The organism is Streptomyces sp. MJM8645 (genome assembly GCF_001625365.1).
Taxonomy (GTDB): Bacteria; Actinomycetota; Actinomycetes; order Streptomycetales; family Streptomycetaceae; genus Kitasatospora.
The window spans coordinates 611,663-630,350 of record NZ_LJJF01000001.1 but is presented as its reverse complement, the minus strand read 5'-3'; the positions used below and the strand labels follow the sequence as shown (position 1 = coordinate 630,350).

Here is an 18,688-nt window from a genome sequence, read left to right as displayed (position 1 = left end):
CTACGCTTTCCGGGCCCGGCTGGGCTGCACCCTGGTCGGCTCGCCGGCCGCCTTGGGGTGGTCGGGCGGGTACGGGAGCTCGCCGAGGCCCTCGTCGCGCAGCTGCTTGTCGTACAGCTCCAGCAGGCCGTCCAGCCGGTACGCCCGACCGTCCATCCCGGCGTTCAGGTCGCCGAGTTCGGCGAAGCGGGCGGGGACGGTGCGCAGGTCGAAGTCCTCGGGGGAGGCGTCGTCGAGCTCCTCCCAGCGCAGCGGGGTCGAGGCGGTGGCGCGCGGGCGGGCGCGCAGGGAGTAGGCGGAGGCGATGGTGCGGTCGCGGGCCATCTGGTTGTAGTCGACGAAGATCCGCTCGCCGCGTTCCTCCTTCCACCAGGCGGTGGTGACCTGCCCGGGCATGCGCTGCTCCAGCACCCGGCCGAGGGCGATCACCGCGTGCCGGCCGTCGGTGAAGGTCCACTCCGGCACCAGCGGGACGTACACGTGCAGGCCGCGCCCGCCGGAGGACTTGGGCCAGCCGCGCAGCCCGTACTCCTCCAGCAGGGCGCGCAGTTCGTGGGCGGCGCGGACGGCGTCGTGGAAGTCGGTGCCGGGCTGCGGGTCGAGGTCGATGCGCAGCTCGTCGACGTGCTCGGTGTCGGAGCGGCGGACCGGCCAGGGGTGGAAGGTGAGGCAGCCGAGGTTGGCGGCCCACAGCACGGCGGCCGGCTCGGTGGGGCAGATCTCGTCGGCGGAGCGGCCGCTGGGGAAGTTGATCCGGGCGGTGGGCAGCCAGTCCGGCAGGCCCTTGGGGGCGCGTTTCTGGTAGAAGAACTCGCCGTCCACGCCGTCCGGGAAGCGCTGCAGGGTGGTGGGCCGGTCGCGCAGTCCGCGCAGCACCCCGTCGGCGACGGCCAGGTAGTACTGCGCGACGTCCAGCTTGGTGAAGCCGCGCTCGGGGTAGTACACCTTGTCCGGGTTCGACAGCCGGACGCTGCGCCCGGCGACATCCAGTTCCACGGCTGAGCCCATGCCCCTCACGCTAAGGGGGCCGTGCCCTGCGCGCGTCTTTTCGTCGCGGGCCTTCTCGTTGCGGGCCTTCTCGTCGCGTGCCCTTTCGTCGTGTGCCCTTTCGTCGCGCGCCTTCCGGCCGTGCGCGCGAGGATCGGAGCCATGGACCTGCCCGTGATGCCGCCGGTGGCGCCGATGCTCGCCAAGTCGGTGGCGAAGATCCCGCCGGGGATGCAGTACGAGGCCAAGTGGGACGGCTTCCGGACGATCGTGTTCCGCGACGGCGACGAGGTGGAGCTCGGCAGCCGCACCGGCAAACCGCTGACCAGGTACTTCCCCGAGCTGGTCGCCGCGCTGCGGCGGGAGCTGCCGCCGCGCTGCGTGCTGGACGGCGAGGTGGTGATCGCCCGGGACGGCCGGCTGCGGTTCGAGGAACTGCTGGAGCGCATCCACCCGGCGGCCAGCCGGGTGCGGCTGCTGGCGGAGCGGACGCCCGCCTCCTTCATCGCCTTCGACCTGCTCGCGCTCGGTGACGCCCCGCTGCTGGACGAGCCGCTGTCGGTGCGCCGCGCGGCCCTGGAGACGGCGCTCGGCGCCGCCCGCGACCCGGTGTTCACCGCTCCCGCCTCCACCGACCGGGACGTGGCGCAGACCTGGTTCGCCGAGTACGAGGGCGCCGGGCTGGACGGCGTGGTGGCCAAGCCGCTGGACCAGCCGTACCGGCCGGGCGAACGGACCATGTTCAAGATCAAGCACGAGCGCACCGCCGACTGCGTGGTGGCCGGCTACCGCGAGCACAAAAGCGGCCCGGTGGTCGGCTCGCTGCTGCTCGGCATCAACGACGCCGAGGGCCGGCTCCAGCACGTCGGCGTCTGCGCCGCGTTCTCGATGGCCCGCCGCCGCGAACTCGCCGAGGAACTGGCCCCGTTGCGGATGACCGACCTCTCCCGCCACCCGTGGGGCGGCTGGGCGGACGAGGCGGCGCACGCCGAGGGCCGGCTGCCGGGCGCGGTCAGCCGGTGGACCGGCGGCAAGGACCTCTCCTGGGTCGCGCTGCGCCCCGAGCGGGTGGTCGAGGTCGCCTACGACCACATGGAGGGCACCCGCTTCCGGCACACCGCGCAGTTCCGCCGCTGGCGGTCGGACCGCGCGCCGGAGAGCTGCACCTACGCGCAGCTGGAGGAGCCCGTCTCCTACGATCTGGCCCGCGTGCTGGGCAGTTGACTGCGCGCCGGAGGCCCGGCCCGGTGATCCGGGCCGGGCCTCCGGCGGGTCTGGCGTTCAGACGTTCAGGCGTTCAGACGTTCAGGCGGTCTGGCGCTCAGGCGTTGACCGTGGTCGGCGCGCCGGAGGGGGACCCCGGGGCGCCGGGCGAGGCCGGGGACGAGGCCGACCCCGATCCAGAGGGCGAGAGCGAGGGCGACGGTGACGCGGACCCCGAGGACGAGGCCGACGGCGAGGCCGTGTTCATCGGCGGGATCGAGTAGACGTTCTTCGGCGAGACGATCTGCGTGATCGCCTTCGCGAACAGCGAGGACGGCTCCGAACCCCGGTACGGCACATCGGTGTTGAGCAGCACCACCAGGGTGGCCTGGGACTGCGGCAGGTACACCGCCACGGTCTCGTAACCGGGCAGCGAGCCGTTGTGCCCGATCCACCCGTTGTTGTTGAACAGCCCGAGGCCGTAGCCGACGCCGGGGTCGCCGGTCGGCTGGGTCTTCAACCGCTGGGACTGGGTGTCCTGCTTCAGCAGGGAGCCAGTGGCCAGGGACTTCGTCCAGTTCTGCAGGTCGGTGAGGTTGGAGATGACCGCTCCGGCCGACCAGGCCCAGGACGGGTTCCAGTCGGTGGCGTCCGTGGTCTGGCCGTTGGGCGTCTGGTCGGTGTAGCCGCGGGCGTGCGGGTCGGGGAAGGTCGCGTCGGTCGGGAAGACCGTCCCGTTCAACCCGGCCTGGCTGAACACCTGGTCCTTGAGGAACTGGTCCACGGGCTCCCCGCCGGCCTTCTCGATGACCTTGCCGAGCAGGATGTAGTTGCTGTTGCTGTACTGGAACTTGCTGCCCGGCGGGAAGTTCGCCGGGTGCTTGTACCCGTAGGCGAGCAGCTGGTCGGGCGTGAACACCCGGTTCGGGTCGCTGATCAGCGCGTTCACGAAGTCCGGGTCGGAGGTGTACGGGAACAGGCCGCTGCGCATCCCGGCGAGCTGGCGGATGGTGATGGTGTCGCCGCCGGGCACGCCGTCCACGTACTTGGAGACCGGGTCGTCCAGGCCCACCTTGCCCTGGTCGACCAGCCGCAGCACGCCGGTCGCCGTGAAGGTCTTGGTCACGCTGCCGATCCGCATGTTCAGATCGGGCGACATCGGGGTGCCGGACTTGTCGGCCTGGCCGAAGGCCCGCTGGTAGCTGCCGTCGGGGGTGGTGATCCCGACGATCACGCCGGGGGTGGCGGTCTGGCCCAGCACCTGCTTGATCGCGGCGTCCAGCTGGTTGGCGACGTCGGGGGTCAGCGGCACCACCGCGCCGGCCGAGCCGCCGGCCGCGCCCGAGCCCGATGCGGACGGGCTGAGCGCGGCCGGCTCGGCGGTGAGGGCCGCGCCGCCGGCCGGCCGGTTCGGCGGCGACCCGCCGGAGCAGGCCGCGGTCGCGAGCAGGCCGGTCAGCACCAGGGCGGCGCAGGCCGCTCGGCGGGTGGAACGGGACGCGGCCGGATGCGGCCGTCGGATCGTGGTCATAGGTCGAGGCGCCTCTCTGCGGCGGACGGCCCCGGAGCGCTGCTCCACGAGGCCGACGGGGGAGCGCCGCCACCGTAAGCACCGCCGGTGCGGCCCCGCGCGTCGGCCGCCGCGGGGCTGACCCGAACGGACCCAGCGGTCAGCCGACTGCCCCAGCCGGCTGGCGCACATTGCCTCCCGTGTTGTCAAGGACCGGTGCCCACTGGGGGATTGGTGTCGCGGAAGCGGGCTCGCGCTCGGCCGAACAGGTGAGCACCGGCATGCCGCACCCGCCCCCGGCCCCAGCTCGGGCACGATCGTTTAGCCCAGCTGTGGCCGCCCTTAAGAATTCCTCGATGGACCGAACCCACCCTGACCAGGCAGATTGCTGCCTGCCCGGAACGCGTCCGCCAGGAACGGCCACACCGGGGCCACTCGGCCTGCCCACCCGCGAAGGCCGCCCCACTCGCACGTCAGGAGCCGTCGCCCGTGAAGGCACTCGTCAAGCAGAAGGCCGAGCCCGGGCTCTGGCTGGTGGACGTCCCGAAGCCGGAGATCGGCCCCGGCGAGGTGCTGATCAAGGTGCTGCGGACCGGCATCTGCGGCACCGACCTGCACATCCGCAACTGGGACGGCTGGGCCCAGCAGACCATCACGACCCCGCTGGTGCTCGGCCACGAGTTCGTCGGCGAGGTCGCCGAGATCGGTGCCGGCGTCGCGGACATCGCGGTCGGCGACCGGGTCAGCGGCGAGGGCCACCTGGTCTGCGGCAAGTGCCGCAACTGCCAGGCCGGCCGCCGCCACCTGTGCCGCAACACGGTCGGCCTCGGCGTCGGCCGGGACGGCGCCTTCGCCGAGTACGTGGCCCTGCCCGCCTCCAACGTCTGGGTGCACCGGGTGCCGGTCGACCTGGACGTGGCCGCGATCTTCGACCCGTTCGGCAACGCCGTCCACACCGCGCTCTCCTTCCCGCTGGTCGGCGAGGACGTGCTGATCACCGGCGCGGGCCCGATCGGCATCATGGCGGCCGCCGTCGCCAAGCACGCCGGCGCCCGCAACGTGATGATCACCGACGTCTCCCCGTACCGCCTCGACCTGGCCCGGGAGGTCGGCGTCACGCTGGCGCTGAACGTCGCCGAGCACACCATCGAGGAGGGCCAGCAGAAGCTCGGCCTGCGCGAGGGCTTCGACGTCGGCCTGGAGATGTCCGGCCGCCCCGAGGCGATGCAGTCGATGATCGCCAACATGACCCACGGCGGGAAGATCGCCGTGCTCGGCCTGCCCGCCGAGCAGTTCCCGATCGACTGGGCCTCGGTCGTCACCTCGATGCTCACCATCAAGGGCATCTACGGCCGCGAGATGTTCGAGACCTGGTACGCGATGTCCGTGCTGCTGGAGGGCGGGCTGGACCTCGCCCCGGTGATCACCGGCCGGTACGCCGCCGACGACTTCGCGGCCGCCTTCGACGAGGCCGCCAGCGGCCGCTGCGGCAAGATCATCCTCGACTGGACCGCCTGAGCCCCCCCGTTCGTCCTCGTTAGGAGTCCGCAGTGTTCGACAACGTGCGCGCCGACATCGCCATCACCCTCGACGAGATCCGCGAGGCCGGGCTCTTCAAGCCCGAGCGGGTCATCGGCACCCCGCAGAGCGCCGCGGTCACCGTCACCGGCGGCGGCCGCCCCGGTGAGGTGCTGAACTTCTGCGCCAACAACTACCTCGGCCTGGCCGACCACCCCGAGGTGCTCGCCGCCGCCAAGGACGCGCTGGACCGCTGGGGCTACGGCATGGCCTCGGTGCGCTTCATCTGCGGCACCCAGGACGTCCACAAGGCGCTGGAGGACCGGCTCTCGGCCTTCCTGGGCCAGGAGGACACCATCCTGTACTCCTCCTGCTTCGACGCCAACGGCGGCGTCTTCGAGACCCTGCTCGACGACCGCGACGCCGTCATCTCCGACGCGCTCAACCACGCGAGCATCATCGACGGCATCCGGCTCAGCAAGGCCCGCCGCCACCGCTACGCCAACCGCGACCTGGCCGACCTGGAGCAGCAGCTCAAGGAGACCCAGGACGCCCGCCGCCGCCTGATCGTCACCGACGGCGTGTTCTCGATGGACGGCTACGTCGCCCCGCTGCGCGAGATCTGCGACCTGGCCGACCGCTACGACGCCATGGTCATGGTCGACGACTCGCACGCCGTCGGCTTCGTCGGCCCCGGCGGCCGCGGCACCCCCGAACTGCACGGCGTGATGGACCGCGTGGACATCATCACCGGCACCCTCGGCAAGGCGCTCGGCGGCGCCTCCGGCGGCTACGTCGCCGCCCGCCGGGAGATCGTCGCCCTGCTGCGCCAGCGCTCCCGCCCGTACCTGTTCTCCAACTCGCTCGCCCCGGTGATCGCGGCGGCCTCGCTGAAGGTGCTCGACCTGGTCGAGCAGTCCAACGAGCTGCGCGAGCGGCTGGCGGCCAACACGGCGCTGTTCCGCAGCAGGATGACCGAGGCCGGCTTCGAGATCCTGCCGGGCGACCACCCGATCGCCCCGGTGATGATCGGCGACGCGGCCAAGGCCGGCCGGCTCGCCGAACTGCTGCTGGAGCGCGGCGTGTACGTGATCGGCTTCTCGTTCCCGGTGGTCCCGCACGGCCAGGCCCGGATCCGGGTGCAGCTGTCCGCCGCGCACTCCACCGAGGACGTCGAGCGCGCCGTCGCCGCCTTCGTCGACGCGCGCGCCGCGCTGGGCGAGTAGGCCCTGTCCGGCGCTGAGTAAGCCGGCAGCCCCATGAGCTGCCCGCGGGCCGGTCCGCTCGGAACCGGACCGGCCCGCGGGCTCACCATCGTCGTGCGGTGGGGGCGCATCGATCCGCCCCCACCGCACGGCCCACCAACCATCTGCCCCACCCTCCCGCTACGGGGGCGGGACGCCGGCCCGGCCGACGTCCCGCCCCCGTACGCGGTTCACGGTGCGAGCGGCGGTTGACGGTCAGTCGTCGCTGTCCTGGCCCTGGTCCTGGCTTTGGTCCTGGTCCTGGTCGTCGCCCTGGACGTCGCCGTGGCCGTGGTGCGCGGTGGCGCGGGCGAAGACCTGGGAGTCGGTGCTCGCCGGGCCGCCGGTGCCGGTGAGCAGGTTGCCGCTGGTCGAGCTGAACACCACCGTGCGGCCGCGGGCGTCCACGACCGGATCGGCCGAGGTGCCGTTGCCGAGCGAGCCGTCCGCAGCGGTGGCGACCCGCTCGGTGCGGCCGGTGCGCAGGTCGTGCCGGTAGACGTCCCAGCCCGGGTGCTGCGGGCCCGCCACCAGGTTGTCGGCGGCGGAGGCGAAGTAGACCCAGCGGTTGTCGGCGGTGATCCGGGCGTGGTCGGAGGAGCCGACCGAGGTGGTGCCGGGCAGGCCGCCGCTGATCTTCGTCACGGTGCCCTTCCCGAGGTCCCGGACGTACAGCACGGTGTGGAACCGGTGGCCGCCGGTCGACCCGCCGGGCTCGGGCAGGGCGTAGATCGCGCGCCGCCCGTCGGGGCTGATCGTCGCGCCGAAGCTCGGGGCGCCGAGCTTGCCGTCGAGGTCGAGGCTGGCGGCGGAGATCCGGCCGGACTCCACGTCGTAGGTGTAGTAGGGGGCGGTCACCGGCCGGGCCAGGTTCGGGGCCAGGCCCTTCTGCGCGCTGTGGGGCAGGGCCGGGGCGACGCCCGGGGCCAGCTCCACGTCGGCGGGGGCGGCGGCGCCCCCGGCGGCCGGGGCGGGGGCCTGGTCGGCGGGCAGCAGGTTGTCGGCCATGGAGGTGAAGCCGATGGTGCGGCCGTCCGCGCTGATCGTCGGGTTGAGGGACATGCCGTCGCCCGGCTTGCCGTCCACGCCGCGGGTCACCAGCTTGGTCTTCCCCGTCCAGCGGTCGGTGACGTAGATGTTGTAGTCCCAGGTGTAGGGCCTGGCCAGCGAGGGGTCGCCGCCCTGGAGGTCGGGGACGAGGTCCTTCCGACTGGAGCCGAAGACCACGTAGCGGCCGTTCGCGCTGATCGAGGGCGCGTAGGAGGCGTGGAACTTGTCGGCGTCGGTGCCGGTGAGCCCGCCGCTGATCAGCTCGGTGCGGCCGGTCTTCCGGTCGCGGACGTACACCTCGTCGCGCCCCTGGACCTGCATGCCGGGCACCACGTTCTCGGCGTCGCTGTCGAAGGCGACGTAGCGGCCGTCGGCGTTGATCGCGACGTTGTCGGTGAAGCCGTTCAGCGCGCTGCCGTCGGCGGCCAGGTTGATCCGCTCGGTGCGGCCGGTCCTCAGGTCGCGGACGTAGGCGTCGCGGGCGCTCTTCGCGGGCTGGGACACCAGGTTCGTGGCCCAGGAGGTGAACAGGGCGTAGCGGCCGTTGGCGCTGATCGCCTGGCTCCACGACTGGTTGTCCGGTGCGGCGCCGTTCACCCCGACGCTGACCTGGACGGTGCCGCGCGGCGCCCGGTCGGCCTGGGCGGCCTGGGCGGGTGCGGCGGTCACGGCGAGTACGGCGGTGGCCGCGAGAATGCTGCCGCCGCCGGCCAGCCACCGGTTGCGGGTGGTACGGGTGCTGCGTGTCATGACGTCTGCCTCCCCGGGGGTCGCCCGGCCGGGCTCCCTCCCGGCGACGGGCTTTCGGGAGAGCCAATCGTCGGGAGGGCCGGTGGTCAACGCCCACGGGTGATCTCGGCCGAAAATACGTCAACGGACGTATGCGGCAGGGGAGTCAGGACGTCACAGGCGGCGCAGGAAGACGTCCAGGAAGGTGTTGGTGTCACCCGGCACCAGGTCGCCGTCCGAGGCGTCGAAGATCACCGTGTCGCCGGTGGCGTCCACGTACGGGCCGTAGGAGGAGGCGGCGCTCTGCCCGCCGCTCCGGGTGAGGCTGACCCGCTCGATCCGCCCGGTCCACAGGTCGCGGCGGAACACGTCACTGGCCGAGTTGGTGTCGTCGGGGACGAGGTTCTCGGCGGCGGAGTCGAAGTAGACCCAGCGGTCGTCGAGCGTCATGACGCCACCGGACGAGGACCACTTGGCGGTGGTGCCCGGCAGGTCGGTGTTGACCTTGGTGATCTTGCCGGTGGCCAGCTCGTGGACGTACACGTCCATCCGGATGCCGTGGGCCGGGGCGGGGGCCCCGCCGATGAAGACCGGGAGGCTGTAGATCGCGTAGCGGCCGTCCGGGCTGACCCGGCCGTCGCGTCCGCCGTCGCTCAGGGCCCCGGTGTCGTCCAGGCTGGCGCCGGCGATCTTGCCGGTGCCGGCCTTCCAGACGTAGTACGGGTAGAACTTGGGCCCGGCCAGCTGGGGTGCCCCGGCCCCGGGCGTCGGGTCGGCGGCCGGGGCCGAGGTCGGGGTCGGGGCCGGAGTGCCCGGGAGCAGGTTTCCGGCCCGGGAGCCGAAGCCGACCGTCGAGCCGTCCGCACTGATCGTCGGACTGAAGGAGTTGTTGTCGGCGCCCTCGCCTTCCGTGCCGGAGGTGACCAGCCGGGTGGTGTGCGTCCAGCGGTCGGTGACGTAGATGTTGTTCTTACCGCGTTTCACGCCCGGGGCGAGGTCGGTACGGCTGGAGGCGTAGGCGACGAAGCGGCCGTCCCAGCTGAGGGTGGGGCTGTCGGCGGTGCGGATGCTCTGGTCGTCGGTGCTCGCCGAGCCGGGCGCGGTGATCAGCTCGGTGCGGCCGGTCCAGCGGTCGTGGACGAAGACGTCGCTGCCGTGCTTCGGCTGGCCGGGCAGCACATTGGTGGCGGCGGTGCTGAACGCCACGTACCGGCCGTCGCCGCTGATCGCGGCCTGGTTGGTGGCGGCGTCCAGCTTGGAGCCGTCGGCGGCGACGCTGACCCGCTCGACGTGTCCGTTGCGCAGGTCCCGCACGTAGACCTCGTCCGAGTTCGGGGTGCCGGCCCCGGGCAGCAGGTTGGTCGCGGTCGAGCTGAACAGCGCGGAGCGGCCGTCAGCGCTCAGCCCGAGCGCGGACGAGGTGCCGTCGAGCTGCTCGCCCTTGGGCCCCTCGCTCACCCGGGAGGTGTCGCCCTTGAGCGGCCGGGCCTCGGCGGCGGGCATCGCGGCCCCGGCCACGGCGGCGGCCACCAGGACGCCGGCGGTACGGGCCAGCCAACGGCGGGTTCGTGCGGTGGTCATGGACATCCTCCCCTGATGACGGCGCCGGGCCCTCGTCACCCCCGTGGCCCGGCTGGGGAAGAGCCAATCGCCGCCCGGGCCGGGTGGTCAACCGGGCGAAGCGATCTCGTCCGGAAATACGCCACCGGTCGTACCGCCCCTTACGCGGCCCCGGCCCGAACCCCGGCCCGAATCCCGGCCCGACTCCGGGCCCGGTCCGGACCGCCCCGGCACGCTGGCAGAATTGGTCCGTGATCGACGCCCGACGGCTGCGGACCCTGCGGGCCGTGGCGGACCACCGCACCGTGACCGCCGCGGCGGCCGCCCTCTACCTGACCCCTTCCGCCGTCTCCCAGCAGCTGGCCGCCCTGGAACAGGAGACCGGCCACCACCTGCTCGCCCGCGAGGGCCGCGGGGTGCGGCTGACCGCCGCCGGGGAGATCCTGCTCGGCCACGCCGACGCCGTGCTCGCCCAGCTGGAGCGCGCCGAGGCCGACCTCGCCGCCTACAGCGCGGGCGTCTCCGGCGAGGTCACCGTCGCCTCCTTCGCCACCGGCATCGCGCTCGTCCTCGCCCCGGCGATCGGGCTGCTGGCCGCGCAGGCGCCCGGGGTGCGGCTCAAGGTGCTGGACGCGGAGGGCGACGCCAGCCTGCCGATGGTCCTCGACGGCCGGGCCGACCTCGCGGTGGCCGTCGAGTACCGGGGCGCCCCGCGCGCCGACGACGCCCGGCTCACCCGCGTCCCGCTGTACGCCGAGCCGTTCGAGGCGGTGCTGCCGCTCGGCCACCCGCTGGCCGCCGACGGCGGTCCGCTCGCCGTCGCGGCCCTGGCCGACGAGCGGTGGATCGGCCCCTACCCGGGCAACCCCTGCCACGACGTCGTCCTGCTGGCCTGCGAGCACGCCGGTTTCCAGCCGCGCCTGGTGCACTCCTCCGACGACTTCCGGGCCGTCGTCGCCCTCGCCTCGGCGGGCGCCGGCGTCGCCCTCGTGCCGCGCTCGGCGCTGCGCGGCGTCGACCTCGGCCGGATCGCCGTCCGGCCGGTGGACAGCGAACTCGCCACCCGCCGGGTCTTCGCCGCCGTCCGGGCCGGCGCCGACGGGCACCCGCTGATCCGCCCGGTCCTGGACGCCCTCGCCGAGGCGGCCGCGGCGGGCGCCTGAGCCCGGACCGGCCTGCGCTCGGCGCCTGGGCTCAGACGGGTCGGGGCGTTGTGCGCGTGCCGTTGACGACCACCCGGAACATCCAGGACAGCCGGTCCTCCGGCGCCCCGGACACCAGGTCGTCCCCGAGTGCGGCGATCCTCGGGTAGGCGGCGGCGGGCGCCGCGCGGAGCGCGTCGGTGAGCGCGCCGTGTTCCCGCTCCGCCTGCTCGCCCTGCCGGGCGGACTGCTCGGCGGCGGTGGCGGTGGCCACCTGGAGCAGCACGTCCACGCCCCAGGCCGCCTGCCCGTCCGGCACCCCGCCCTCGTGCAGCAGTGCCAGGACCGCCTCCACCAGGGCCAGGTAGTGCGGCCCGGACGGCCTCGCCACCAGTGCGGCGTGGGCGAGCGCAGGGTGCCGGAACAGCACCCCGGTACAGGAGTTGAGGACGGCGGCCAACCGCTCGCGCCAGTCCCCGGCCGCCGTCACCGGGCTCAGGTCCACCTCCCCGAGGAACTCCTCCAGGATCGCGGCGTGCAGTTCCGCGGCGTTGGCCACGTACACGTACAGCGAGGCAGGCCCGGTGTCCAGCTCCTGGGCCAGCCGCCGCATGGTCACCCGTGGCAGGCCCTCCGCCTCCAGCACCCGTACGGCGGCGGCGATGATCGCCTCGTGGCTCAGCGCGGGCTTCGCCGGCCGCTCGCGGCGGCTGCGGGGTCGGGAGGGGGAGCTCGTCATACCGGCCAGCCTAGCGACCGTGTTCGTGACGAACTAGTTCGCCGAGGGTGTGCCCGCCGGGGCGGGCTGGGCCGGGGCGGTGAACTGGTCGAGCAGGCCCTGGAGGCCGTCGGGGCCGAACATCAGCTCCAGGCTGGCGGCGGAGGCGGCGGCCGAGGCCTCGCTGCGCGGGAAGAGGGCGCGCTCGTAGGCGGTCAGGGCGGCCTCGGGGTCGCCGGGGTGGTGGGCGAGGGCCTTGCCGAGTTCGGCGCCGTCGAGCATGGCGAGGTTGGCGCCCTCGCCGGCGAACGGGGACATCAGGTGGGCGGCGTCGCCGAGCAGGGTGACGCCGGGGGTGCGGTCCCAGCGGTGGCCGACGGGCAGGGCGTGGATCCGGCGCGGGACGAGGCCGCCGTCGGCGTCGGCGAGCAGGGCCCGCAGGCCGTCGGCCCAGCCGTCGAAGCCGGCCAGCACGGTCGCCTTGGCGGTGTCGGGGGCAGTGGTGTCGATGCCGTCCAGCCAGTCCTCGCCGGCCCGGACGGCGGTGTAGACGTGGATGCTGCCGTCGCCCTCGCGGTGGGCGAGGAAGCCGCGACCCTCGGCCACGGAGAGGAAGAACCCGCCGCCGACCAGGGCGGCCGCCTCGGGGTGCCGGGTGTCCGCGTCGTGCAGGTCGGCCTCGACGAAGGAGATCCCGGTGTAGGCGGGCCGGGCGTCGGACAGTAGTGGCCGGATCCGGGACCACGCGCCGTCCGCCCCGACCAGCAGGTCCGTGGTGACGGCCGTGCCGTCGGCGAAGGCGACCTGGTGGCGGCCGTCGCCCAGCGCGTGGGCGCGGACCACCTTCCGACCCCAGCGCACGGTGCCGGCGGGCAGGGAGTCCAGCAGTAGGTCGCGCAGGCGGCCCCGGTCGACCTCGGGGCGGCCGCCGGTGCCGTCGTCCTCCTGCTCCAGCCGGACGGCGCCGTCCGGCCCCACCACCCGCAGGGCCTCGCCGCCCGCGTGGACCAGGGCCAGGAACCGGTCGTGCAGCCCGGCGTCGTGCAGGGCCCGCTGGCCGGAATCGTCGTGGATGTCGAGCAGGCCGCCCTGGGTGCGGGCCTCGGGCGAGGGCTCCAGGTCGAAGACGGCGGCCCGGATGCCGTGGACGTGCAGGACCCGGGCGAGCACGAGGCCCCCGAGCCCGGCTCCGATGACGGCGACGGGAACGTGCTGGACGGTCATGGCCACTCCTTGGGTCGGTGTCGGTCCGTGTCGGTCGGCGTGGGTTCGCCGCCCGCTCCTCCACGGTAACGAACATGTTCGTAACGAACAAGTTCGTCTCCTGGAACGGCCGACCGGGCAACCCGGGATCCCACCGGGCGGGAGTGTGAGAACTTCACGATCCGGACATGGCGGGATCACTGGCGCGCCGCGAGACGAGGCGGGCAGACTCGGTGCCGGAGAACCAGCTGACGGGAGGCCGTGGACGTGGGATTACCGGTTGCGCCGGACGGGCCCGGCCCCCCTTCGCGGTCGGCCCGTTCTCGGCGTCCTGCCCACTGGTCACGGCTGTTGCTCCCTCACGAGTGGGTGGTGGTGGTCCGTCTCACGAGTGGAAGGTGGTCCGTCGCGGCCGCCGAGGAAGAGGGGGTACGGCGGCCGCGACGGACCGTTCGGGTCAGCCCCGGTCGATGGTGGCCAGGAGCGGGGCGGCGTAGCGGTCGCCGGCGGTCGCCGGGACGAGGTCGGCGATCCGCTTGAGGTCCTCGGCGCTCAGCTCCAGGTCGGCCGCGGCGGCGTTCTCCTCGATCCGGGACGGACGGCGGGCGCCGAACAGCGGCACCACGTCCTCGCCCTGGGCCAGCACCCAGGCCAGCGCGAGCTGGCCGGCGGTGGCGCCCTTCTCCTCGGCGACCACGGCGACGGCGTCGGCGATCGCCTTGTTCCGGGTGAAGTTCTCGCCCTGGAACCGCGGGTCGTGGCGGCGGAAGTCGGACGGGTCGAGGTCCTCGGGCGAGTTGAAGCTGCCGCCGAGGAAGCCGCTGCCCAGCGGGCGGTAGGCGGCCAGGGCGACACCGAGCTCGCGCGCGGTCGGCAGGATCTCGTCCTCGACGTGGCGCTCCCACAGCGAGTACTCGGTCTGCAGCGCGGCGATCGGGTGCACGGCGTGCGCCCGGCGCAGCGTCGAGGCGGCCGCCTCGCACAGGCCGATGTGCTTGACCTTGCCGGCCTCGACCAGCTCGGCCAGCGCGCCGACGGTCTCCTCGACCGGGACGTTCGGGTCGACCCGGGCGAGGTAGTAGAGGTCGAGGTGGTCGGTGCCCAGGCGGGAGAGCGACAGCTCCACCGCCTCCTTGACGTACGCGGGGGTGCCGTCGACGACACGGCGGCCGTCCTCCAGGGTGCGCATGCCGAACTTGCTGGCCAGCACGACCTCGTCGCGGCGGCCGGCGATCGCCCGGCCGGTGATCTGCTCGGCGGTGCCCGGGCCGTAGAAGTCGGCGGTGTCGATCAGGTTGATGCCGGAGTCGAGGGCCTTGCGGATGGTGGCCACGGACTCCTGCTCGTCGGCTGCGCCGTAGCTGCCCGCCATCGCCATCGTGCCGAGGCCGAGGGCGGAGACGAGCGGGCCGTTGGTGCCGAGCTTCCTGGTGGTCATGGTTCTCCGATCAGTGCGAACAGGCCGCGCGGGGGATGCCGCGGCCTGATGAAGGCTGGTCGGCCCCGGTGCCCGCGAGACCTCGCGGGCGCCGGGCGCCTTGCGGACCAGTCTCAGGGTGCGTGTCCAATGCCGTCACGCGGGTGGGGGTTTGACGACGCGTCCTTACCGCAGGGAGGTGTCGGAGGCGGCCGCGGATGCCATGCCCGCGGCGGCCGAGGAGGAGGCGGTGACCATCGCCGAGCCGGCGATGCCGGATATCAGGCGGTCGGCCGGCGCGGTGATGGTGACGGCCGCCGGGGTCGCCTGGAGCCCGCCGCCGGGGAACAGCGAGCCGTCCACCACGAACAGGTTCGGGTGGTTCTTCAGCTGTCCGCCGGAGTCCGTCGCGACGCCGAGCGGCACGCCGCCGAGCGAGTGCGAGGTCCAGCCGGGACTGGTGAAGCTGGTCGACGAGCCGGGGGCGACGGCGTTGAGCCGGCTCAGCACCCCGTTGACCGCCGTGGTGGACTGGGTCGTACCGGCGGTGGTGGTGGGCCAGTTGAGGTCAACCGCCGCGCGAAACGGCGGCGGCCCGTGCGAGCAGGTGCTCGTACGGGCCGCCCGCGTGCTCGGACCGGCGCGGCGTCAGATCTGCAGGGTTCGCAGGAAGCAGCCCTTCGCCGAGTCGGAGTACACGCAGCCGGTGACGTACAGCGAGTGGCCGTCCGGCCCGGTGGCGAGGGCGTGGATGTACGTCTCGGGGACGGAGAGGCGCACGCTCTGGTCGAACCGGTTCTCGCCCGGCACGAGCGTGTACAGCGGGACGGGGATGGTGTAGGAGGGGCCGCCGAGCAGGTAGACGCGGCTGCCGTCGGTGTTCATCGCCGGGTGGTGGTACTCGAAGTAGCCGGAGCCGTACTTCATGAGGTAGCGCACCTTGTCCGTGCCCGTGTCGAGCCCGATGCCCACGGAGTAGGTGCGGACCGACCCGAGCGCGAGCAGGAAGGAGCCGTCGGGGGAGAGCGCCAGCTCGTCCTTGGCGCCGGGGTCGACGACCTTGGCGGTGCCGAGCCCGGTCCTGATGTCGAGGCGCAGCAGGTCGAGGTTCGTGCCCGCGTAGAGGGAGCTCCCGTCGGGCAGGACGGCGAGATCGTTGACCGTGTGGGCGGTGACCGCCGTCTGGTCGATGAACTCCTGGTCGCCGGTGGAGAATTCCAGGATCCGGCCCGGCTCCTCCTGCCCGGTGGGGCCCGAGGGCCCGGACTGGCCGACGTAGAGGGTCTCGCCGTCCGGGTCGGTGGCCAGACTGGTCGCCGCGCCCGGGGTCCAGCCCGCCGGGAGCTGCTGCGCCGGCGCGGCGATGCGGGCCTTGACCGTGTTGGTCGCGGTGTCGATGACGTAGACGGCGGAGCCGACTCCGACGTACAGCCGGTGGCCGTCCGGGCTGAGGGCCGGCCGCCCGTAGGGTGCCGGGTCGCCGAGCGGGAGGCGGGCCCTCACCGTGCCGGTCTGCGTGTCGACGGTGGACAGGTACACGCCCTGGCGCCCGCCGACCACGTCCGTCAGCACGAGGTAGACCGTGCGGCCGTCCGCACTGACCGCCTCGGTGACCTTCTCCCAGGTGAATTCCGCGAGCCGGACGGCCCCCGGAACGCCGGAGACAGGGCCGTCGGGGCCGTCGGGAACGCCGGAGGGGGCCGCCCCCGAGGCCCCCGAGACACCCGCCCCACCGAGCAGCAGGGCCGCCGCCGTCGCCGCCGAGACAGTCCAGCGGGATCCGCGCCGTAACGCGCTTGCCGGGGTCCTCATCATGTCCTCCCCTGTGTCATCCGGTGCGCCGCGCCGGGCACCGGGTGGATCGAAGCCTAGGGGATTCCATTGCCATTGGATGGAACAACTATTAAGTGGTAGAGGAGAGTTGGAAGATCCAGCAGTGACTGGTGGGGCGTGCGGAGCCGGCCTGCCGGGATCGTGGTGCCCACCGGGAACTGCTCGACCGCCGTGCTTTCCACCGCGAGCCGGCGGGAAGTCAACTGGCACCCACCATAGGGTGAATCCCTCTCCGCCGAATGAGAGAATCACCCCGGCCCGCGAATTCCGGCCCGCTAATTCTCTTCCGGAAGGCCGGAGTTACGACCCACCAAAGGAATCACAGATGACCGACCTTCCGGCGCCCGCCCCCTTCACCACCGAGGACACCCTGTTCGGCGAGATCACCGTCCGCGTCGACGGCCAGGACCGGGTGACCGTCTCCGGGGAGCGGATCCCCACAGCCGTCCTGGAGCGCGACCCGGGCAACGAGCCGGACCCGCAGATCGCCATCGGGACCCGCGACACCGCCCACCTGACACTGACCGTCGACGGCTCGCCGGTGCCGCTGCGGCCGGGCCGGGGCAAGCTCCGCCGGAAGTCCTACCGGGTCGAGACCACGTACGACGGCGCCGTCTACGTCCTCGTCCCGGACTCCATCCCCAGCAGCCGGCTCATCCGCGACGGCAAGCGCCTCGGCGACTTCTCCTGCGACGGCGACCAGATCGTCATCGTGGAGTGGCGGGACGACGCCCCCGCCCGCCCCGCCGACGCCGCGATCGGGTACGTCCTCGCCTCCGCCTTCGGCACCGGCGGGCAGCCCACCTGGATGCTGGTGGTCGAGGGGGTCGGCGCCCTCATCCCCTGAGCCGCCGACCCGGCCGCCCGCCGACCCGCGGACGGCACGGCGCCGGGCCCGTACGGGATCTCCTCCCGTACGGGCCCGGCGTCGTTGTGCGTGTGCGGGCTCAGCCGGCGGCGCCCAGCACCCAGGTCGTCCCGCCCGCCAACTCCTCGGCGTGCAGGGTGGAGACGAGCGCCGCCTCGGTTCTCGACCGCAGGCACAGCTTGGCCCCGGGGTGGGGCGGGGGCCGTCACGCGGCGAGGTGCTCCAACGTGAACAGGGTCGCCCGGTAGGAGTACTGGTTCACGGCCGAACCTGCGGAGCCGGCCGGGTCGGCGACGGTGCCAAAGCTCCCGCTGTGCCCGATCCGGAGCAGCACCTCGCTGGAGCCGGGTGAGGGGTGGATCAGCGAGAAGATCTGGTTGCCGTAGATCCACCCCGAGCAGTCGAACACGTTGAAGGGGGCGCCGTCGCTGTTCCCCTCGTTCGGGTCGTTCGGGTTCCGTTTCCAGTGGCCCAGGCAGTCGTCCTCGTTCAGCCGGCTGCGGAAGATGAAGGACTGGTTGTCGGAGTTGTAGTGGCACAGCTTCCACTGCTGGTTGTAGCCACCGGTGTCGGGGTTCTGGATGACCTGCCCCCAGGAGCTGGCCATGTTCTTCTCCACGAGTTGTCCGAACGGCGTCTTGATCCGGTAGTAGCCGTCGTCGCAGACGTAGCCGTGCCACTCGCTCGACGCCAGCCCCTGGGTCGCGGCCGACGCGGGGCCGGCGAGCAGGGTGAGGCCGGCCAGCGAGGCGAGGGCGGCGGCGCCGAGGGCGCGCAGCGCCGTGCCCCGGCGGGTGGTGGCGTGGCGCAGCGGGTTTGTCACGGGTTCCTCCGTCGTCAGGTCGGTGGGCACGGTCAGCAGTTGCTGATGAGGAGTTGGGCGGTCCGGCGCACGGTGGCGGCCGGTTCGGCGGGGGCGCAGCCGACCGAGCCGATCTCCGGGGACTCGTAGGTGGTGAACGTCCCGGGGGTGGGCTGGGTGGTGACCCAGATGCCGGTGGTGGGGCCGGTCTGGGCGCAGATGCGGGTGACGTACTGGCCGGTGACGACCCTGGTCCCGCGGTAGAGGCCGTAGCGCCCGGGGTCCTTGAGGTTCCAGACGTCGCTCACGGTCTGGCTGGTGGTGCTGGAGGTGGTCTTCTGGACCGAGAAGCCGACCTTGACCTCGACCTTGGCGAACAGCGCGCTCGCGGTGGCGGTGATCTCGGTCTTGTTGTCGACGGTGGTGGTCACCGAGCTGACCCTGGTCAGGGTGTCGGTGTGCTGTCCGGTGGTGCCCGGGGCGACGTTGTAGATGAGGAAGTCGGTGACGATGGGGGTGATCTGCAGGTTGAAGGGTTCCGTGGTGGCGTGGTCCACAGCGGGGTTGCAGAGGGTCGGGAGGGTGTCGGCGTGGGCGGCGGGGGCGGCGCCAAGGCTTAACAGGCCCACCGCGATGGCGGTGGTGGCCGAGGCCGCGAGGGTGCGCCGGCGCGGCTTGCGGGTGGTGGTCATCTGTGCTCCTCCAGCGGGCGCGGAAACAAGGACGAGGCGTGCGTGCGCGCGCCTCGTGCAGGGGTACGTGCGGACTGCTGGTGCGCATGCGTCCTTGTGGATGCTTCGGGCCTTGCGGTAGGACCCTTGTCCGGAGGCTCCTCGGAGATCGTGTGGTGTGGGTTCGCACTGGCCGGGGCCGGTAGGCGCCCGGACCGTGATACCTCCGTGGT

16 protein-coding genes are annotated in these 18,688 nt (G+C 73.1%); 5 read left to right on the top strand and 11 right to left on the bottom strand.

The genetic code is table 11. From position 1 onward, the window contains the following. Positions 1 to 1,008 (bottom strand): non-homologous end-joining DNA ligase, encoded by a 1,008-nt coding sequence (gene ligD / locus A6F73_RS02555; protein WP_208869040.1) that lies wholly within the window; start codon positions 1,006 to 1,008, stop codon positions 1 to 3. A 141-nt stretch (positions 1,009 to 1,149) separates the two neighbouring features. On the opposite strand from ligD, the gene A6F73_RS02550 reads away from it, so the two are divergent. Then, positions 1,150 to 2,211, top strand: a complete 1,062-nt coding sequence (locus A6F73_RS02550; RefSeq protein ID WP_063346239.1) for an ATP-dependent DNA ligase — start codon at positions 1,150 to 1,152, stop codon at positions 2,209 to 2,211. 97 nt (positions 2,212 to 2,308) lie between these two features. On the opposite strand, the gene A6F73_RS02545 is transcribed toward A6F73_RS02550, so the two are convergent. After that, the gene (locus A6F73_RS02545; RefSeq protein WP_063346238.1) at positions 2,309 to 3,721 is read right to left on the bottom strand and encodes a serine hydrolase domain-containing protein; all 1,413 of its coding nucleotides are present in this window, start codon (positions 3,719 to 3,721) and stop codon (positions 2,309 to 2,311) included. 468 nt (positions 3,722 to 4,189) lie between these two features. Here A6F73_RS02545 and tdh point away from each other — a divergent pair, with 468 nt between their 5' ends. Then, complete coding sequence (gene tdh / locus A6F73_RS02540) at positions 4,190 to 5,218, top strand: L-threonine 3-dehydrogenase (RefSeq protein ID WP_063346237.1); 1,029 nt, start codon at positions 4,190 to 4,192, stop codon at positions 5,216 to 5,218. Between the two features lie 32 nt (positions 5,219 to 5,250). Beyond that, positions 5,251 to 6,444: a glycine C-acetyltransferase gene (locus tag A6F73_RS02535; protein ID WP_063346236.1), complete on the top strand. Its 1,194-nt coding sequence runs from the start codon at positions 5,251 to 5,253 to the stop codon at positions 6,442 to 6,444. A gap of 234 nt (positions 6,445 to 6,678) precedes the next feature. Here the strand turns inward: A6F73_RS02535 and A6F73_RS02530 are convergent, their stop codons facing one another. Both A6F73_RS02530 and A6F73_RS02525 read right to left on the bottom strand, forming a co-directional pair. After that, positions 6,679 to 8,262 carry a PD40 domain-containing protein gene (locus A6F73_RS02530; protein ID WP_063346235.1) on the bottom strand — a complete coding sequence of 528 codons (1,584 nt, stop codon included), beginning with the start codon at positions 8,260 to 8,262 and terminating at the stop codon, positions 6,679 to 6,681. A gap of 153 nt (positions 8,263 to 8,415) precedes the next feature. Then, entirely contained in the window at positions 8,416 to 9,822 is a 1,407-nt protein-coding gene (locus A6F73_RS02525; RefSeq protein ID WP_063346234.1) for a PD40 domain-containing protein, read from the bottom strand. 230 nt (positions 9,823 to 10,052) lie between these two features. Here A6F73_RS02525 and A6F73_RS02520 point away from each other — a divergent pair, with 230 nt between their 5' ends. After that, positions 10,053 to 10,964 (top strand): LysR family transcriptional regulator, encoded by a 912-nt coding sequence (locus A6F73_RS02520; RefSeq protein WP_063346233.1) that lies wholly within the window; start codon positions 10,053 to 10,055, stop codon positions 10,962 to 10,964. A gap of 31 nt (positions 10,965 to 10,995) precedes the next feature. Here A6F73_RS02520 and A6F73_RS02515 read toward each other — a convergent pair whose 3' ends face one another. The 5 genes from A6F73_RS02515 to A6F73_RS02495 all read right to left on the bottom strand — a co-directional run bounded on the left by A6F73_RS02515 (position 10,996) and on the right by A6F73_RS02495 (position 16,093). Beyond that, positions 10,996 to 11,682: a TetR/AcrR family transcriptional regulator C-terminal domain-containing protein gene (locus tag A6F73_RS02515; protein WP_063346232.1), complete on the bottom strand. Its 687-nt coding sequence runs from the start codon at positions 11,680 to 11,682 to the stop codon at positions 10,996 to 10,998. Positions 11,683 to 11,715: 33 nt separating this feature from the next. Beyond that, positions 11,716 to 12,885, bottom strand: coding sequence for an NAD(P)/FAD-dependent oxidoreductase (locus tag A6F73_RS02510; RefSeq protein ID WP_063346231.1), 1,170 nt, complete (start codon positions 12,883 to 12,885; stop codon positions 11,716 to 11,718). A 436-nt stretch (positions 12,886 to 13,321) separates the two neighbouring features. Then, positions 13,322 to 14,302: an aldo/keto reductase gene (locus A6F73_RS02505; RefSeq protein ID WP_063346230.1), complete on the bottom strand. Its 981-nt coding sequence runs from the start codon at positions 14,300 to 14,302 to the stop codon at positions 13,322 to 13,324. Between the two features lie 165 nt (positions 14,303 to 14,467). Further along, positions 14,468 to 14,791 (bottom strand): GMC oxidoreductase, encoded by a 324-nt coding sequence (locus tag A6F73_RS02500; RefSeq protein WP_063346229.1) that lies wholly within the window; start codon positions 14,789 to 14,791, stop codon positions 14,468 to 14,470. Between the two features lie 138 nt (positions 14,792 to 14,929). Further along, entirely contained in the window at positions 14,930 to 16,093 is a 1,164-nt protein-coding gene (locus A6F73_RS02495) for a hypothetical protein (protein WP_159398326.1), read from the bottom strand. Between the two features lie 346 nt (positions 16,094 to 16,439). Here A6F73_RS02495 and A6F73_RS02490 point away from each other — a divergent pair, with 346 nt between their 5' ends. Further along, on the top strand, positions 16,440 to 16,961 hold the full coding sequence (locus A6F73_RS02490; protein WP_063346227.1) for a hypothetical protein: 522 nt from the start codon (positions 16,440 to 16,442) through the stop codon (positions 16,959 to 16,961). A 226-nt stretch (positions 16,962 to 17,187) separates the two neighbouring features. Here the strand turns inward: A6F73_RS02490 and A6F73_RS02485 are convergent, their stop codons facing one another. Together A6F73_RS02485 and A6F73_RS02480 are read right to left on the bottom strand one after the other, a co-directional pair. Next, positions 17,188 to 17,805, bottom strand: a complete 618-nt coding sequence (locus A6F73_RS02485; protein ID WP_159398325.1) for a hypothetical protein — start codon at positions 17,803 to 17,805, stop codon at positions 17,188 to 17,190. A 32-nt stretch (positions 17,806 to 17,837) separates the two neighbouring features. Continuing rightward, positions 17,838 to 18,476: a hypothetical protein gene (locus A6F73_RS02480; RefSeq protein WP_063346225.1), complete on the bottom strand. Its 639-nt coding sequence runs from the start codon at positions 18,474 to 18,476 to the stop codon at positions 17,838 to 17,840. Positions 18,477 to 18,688: the final 212 nt, after the last annotated feature.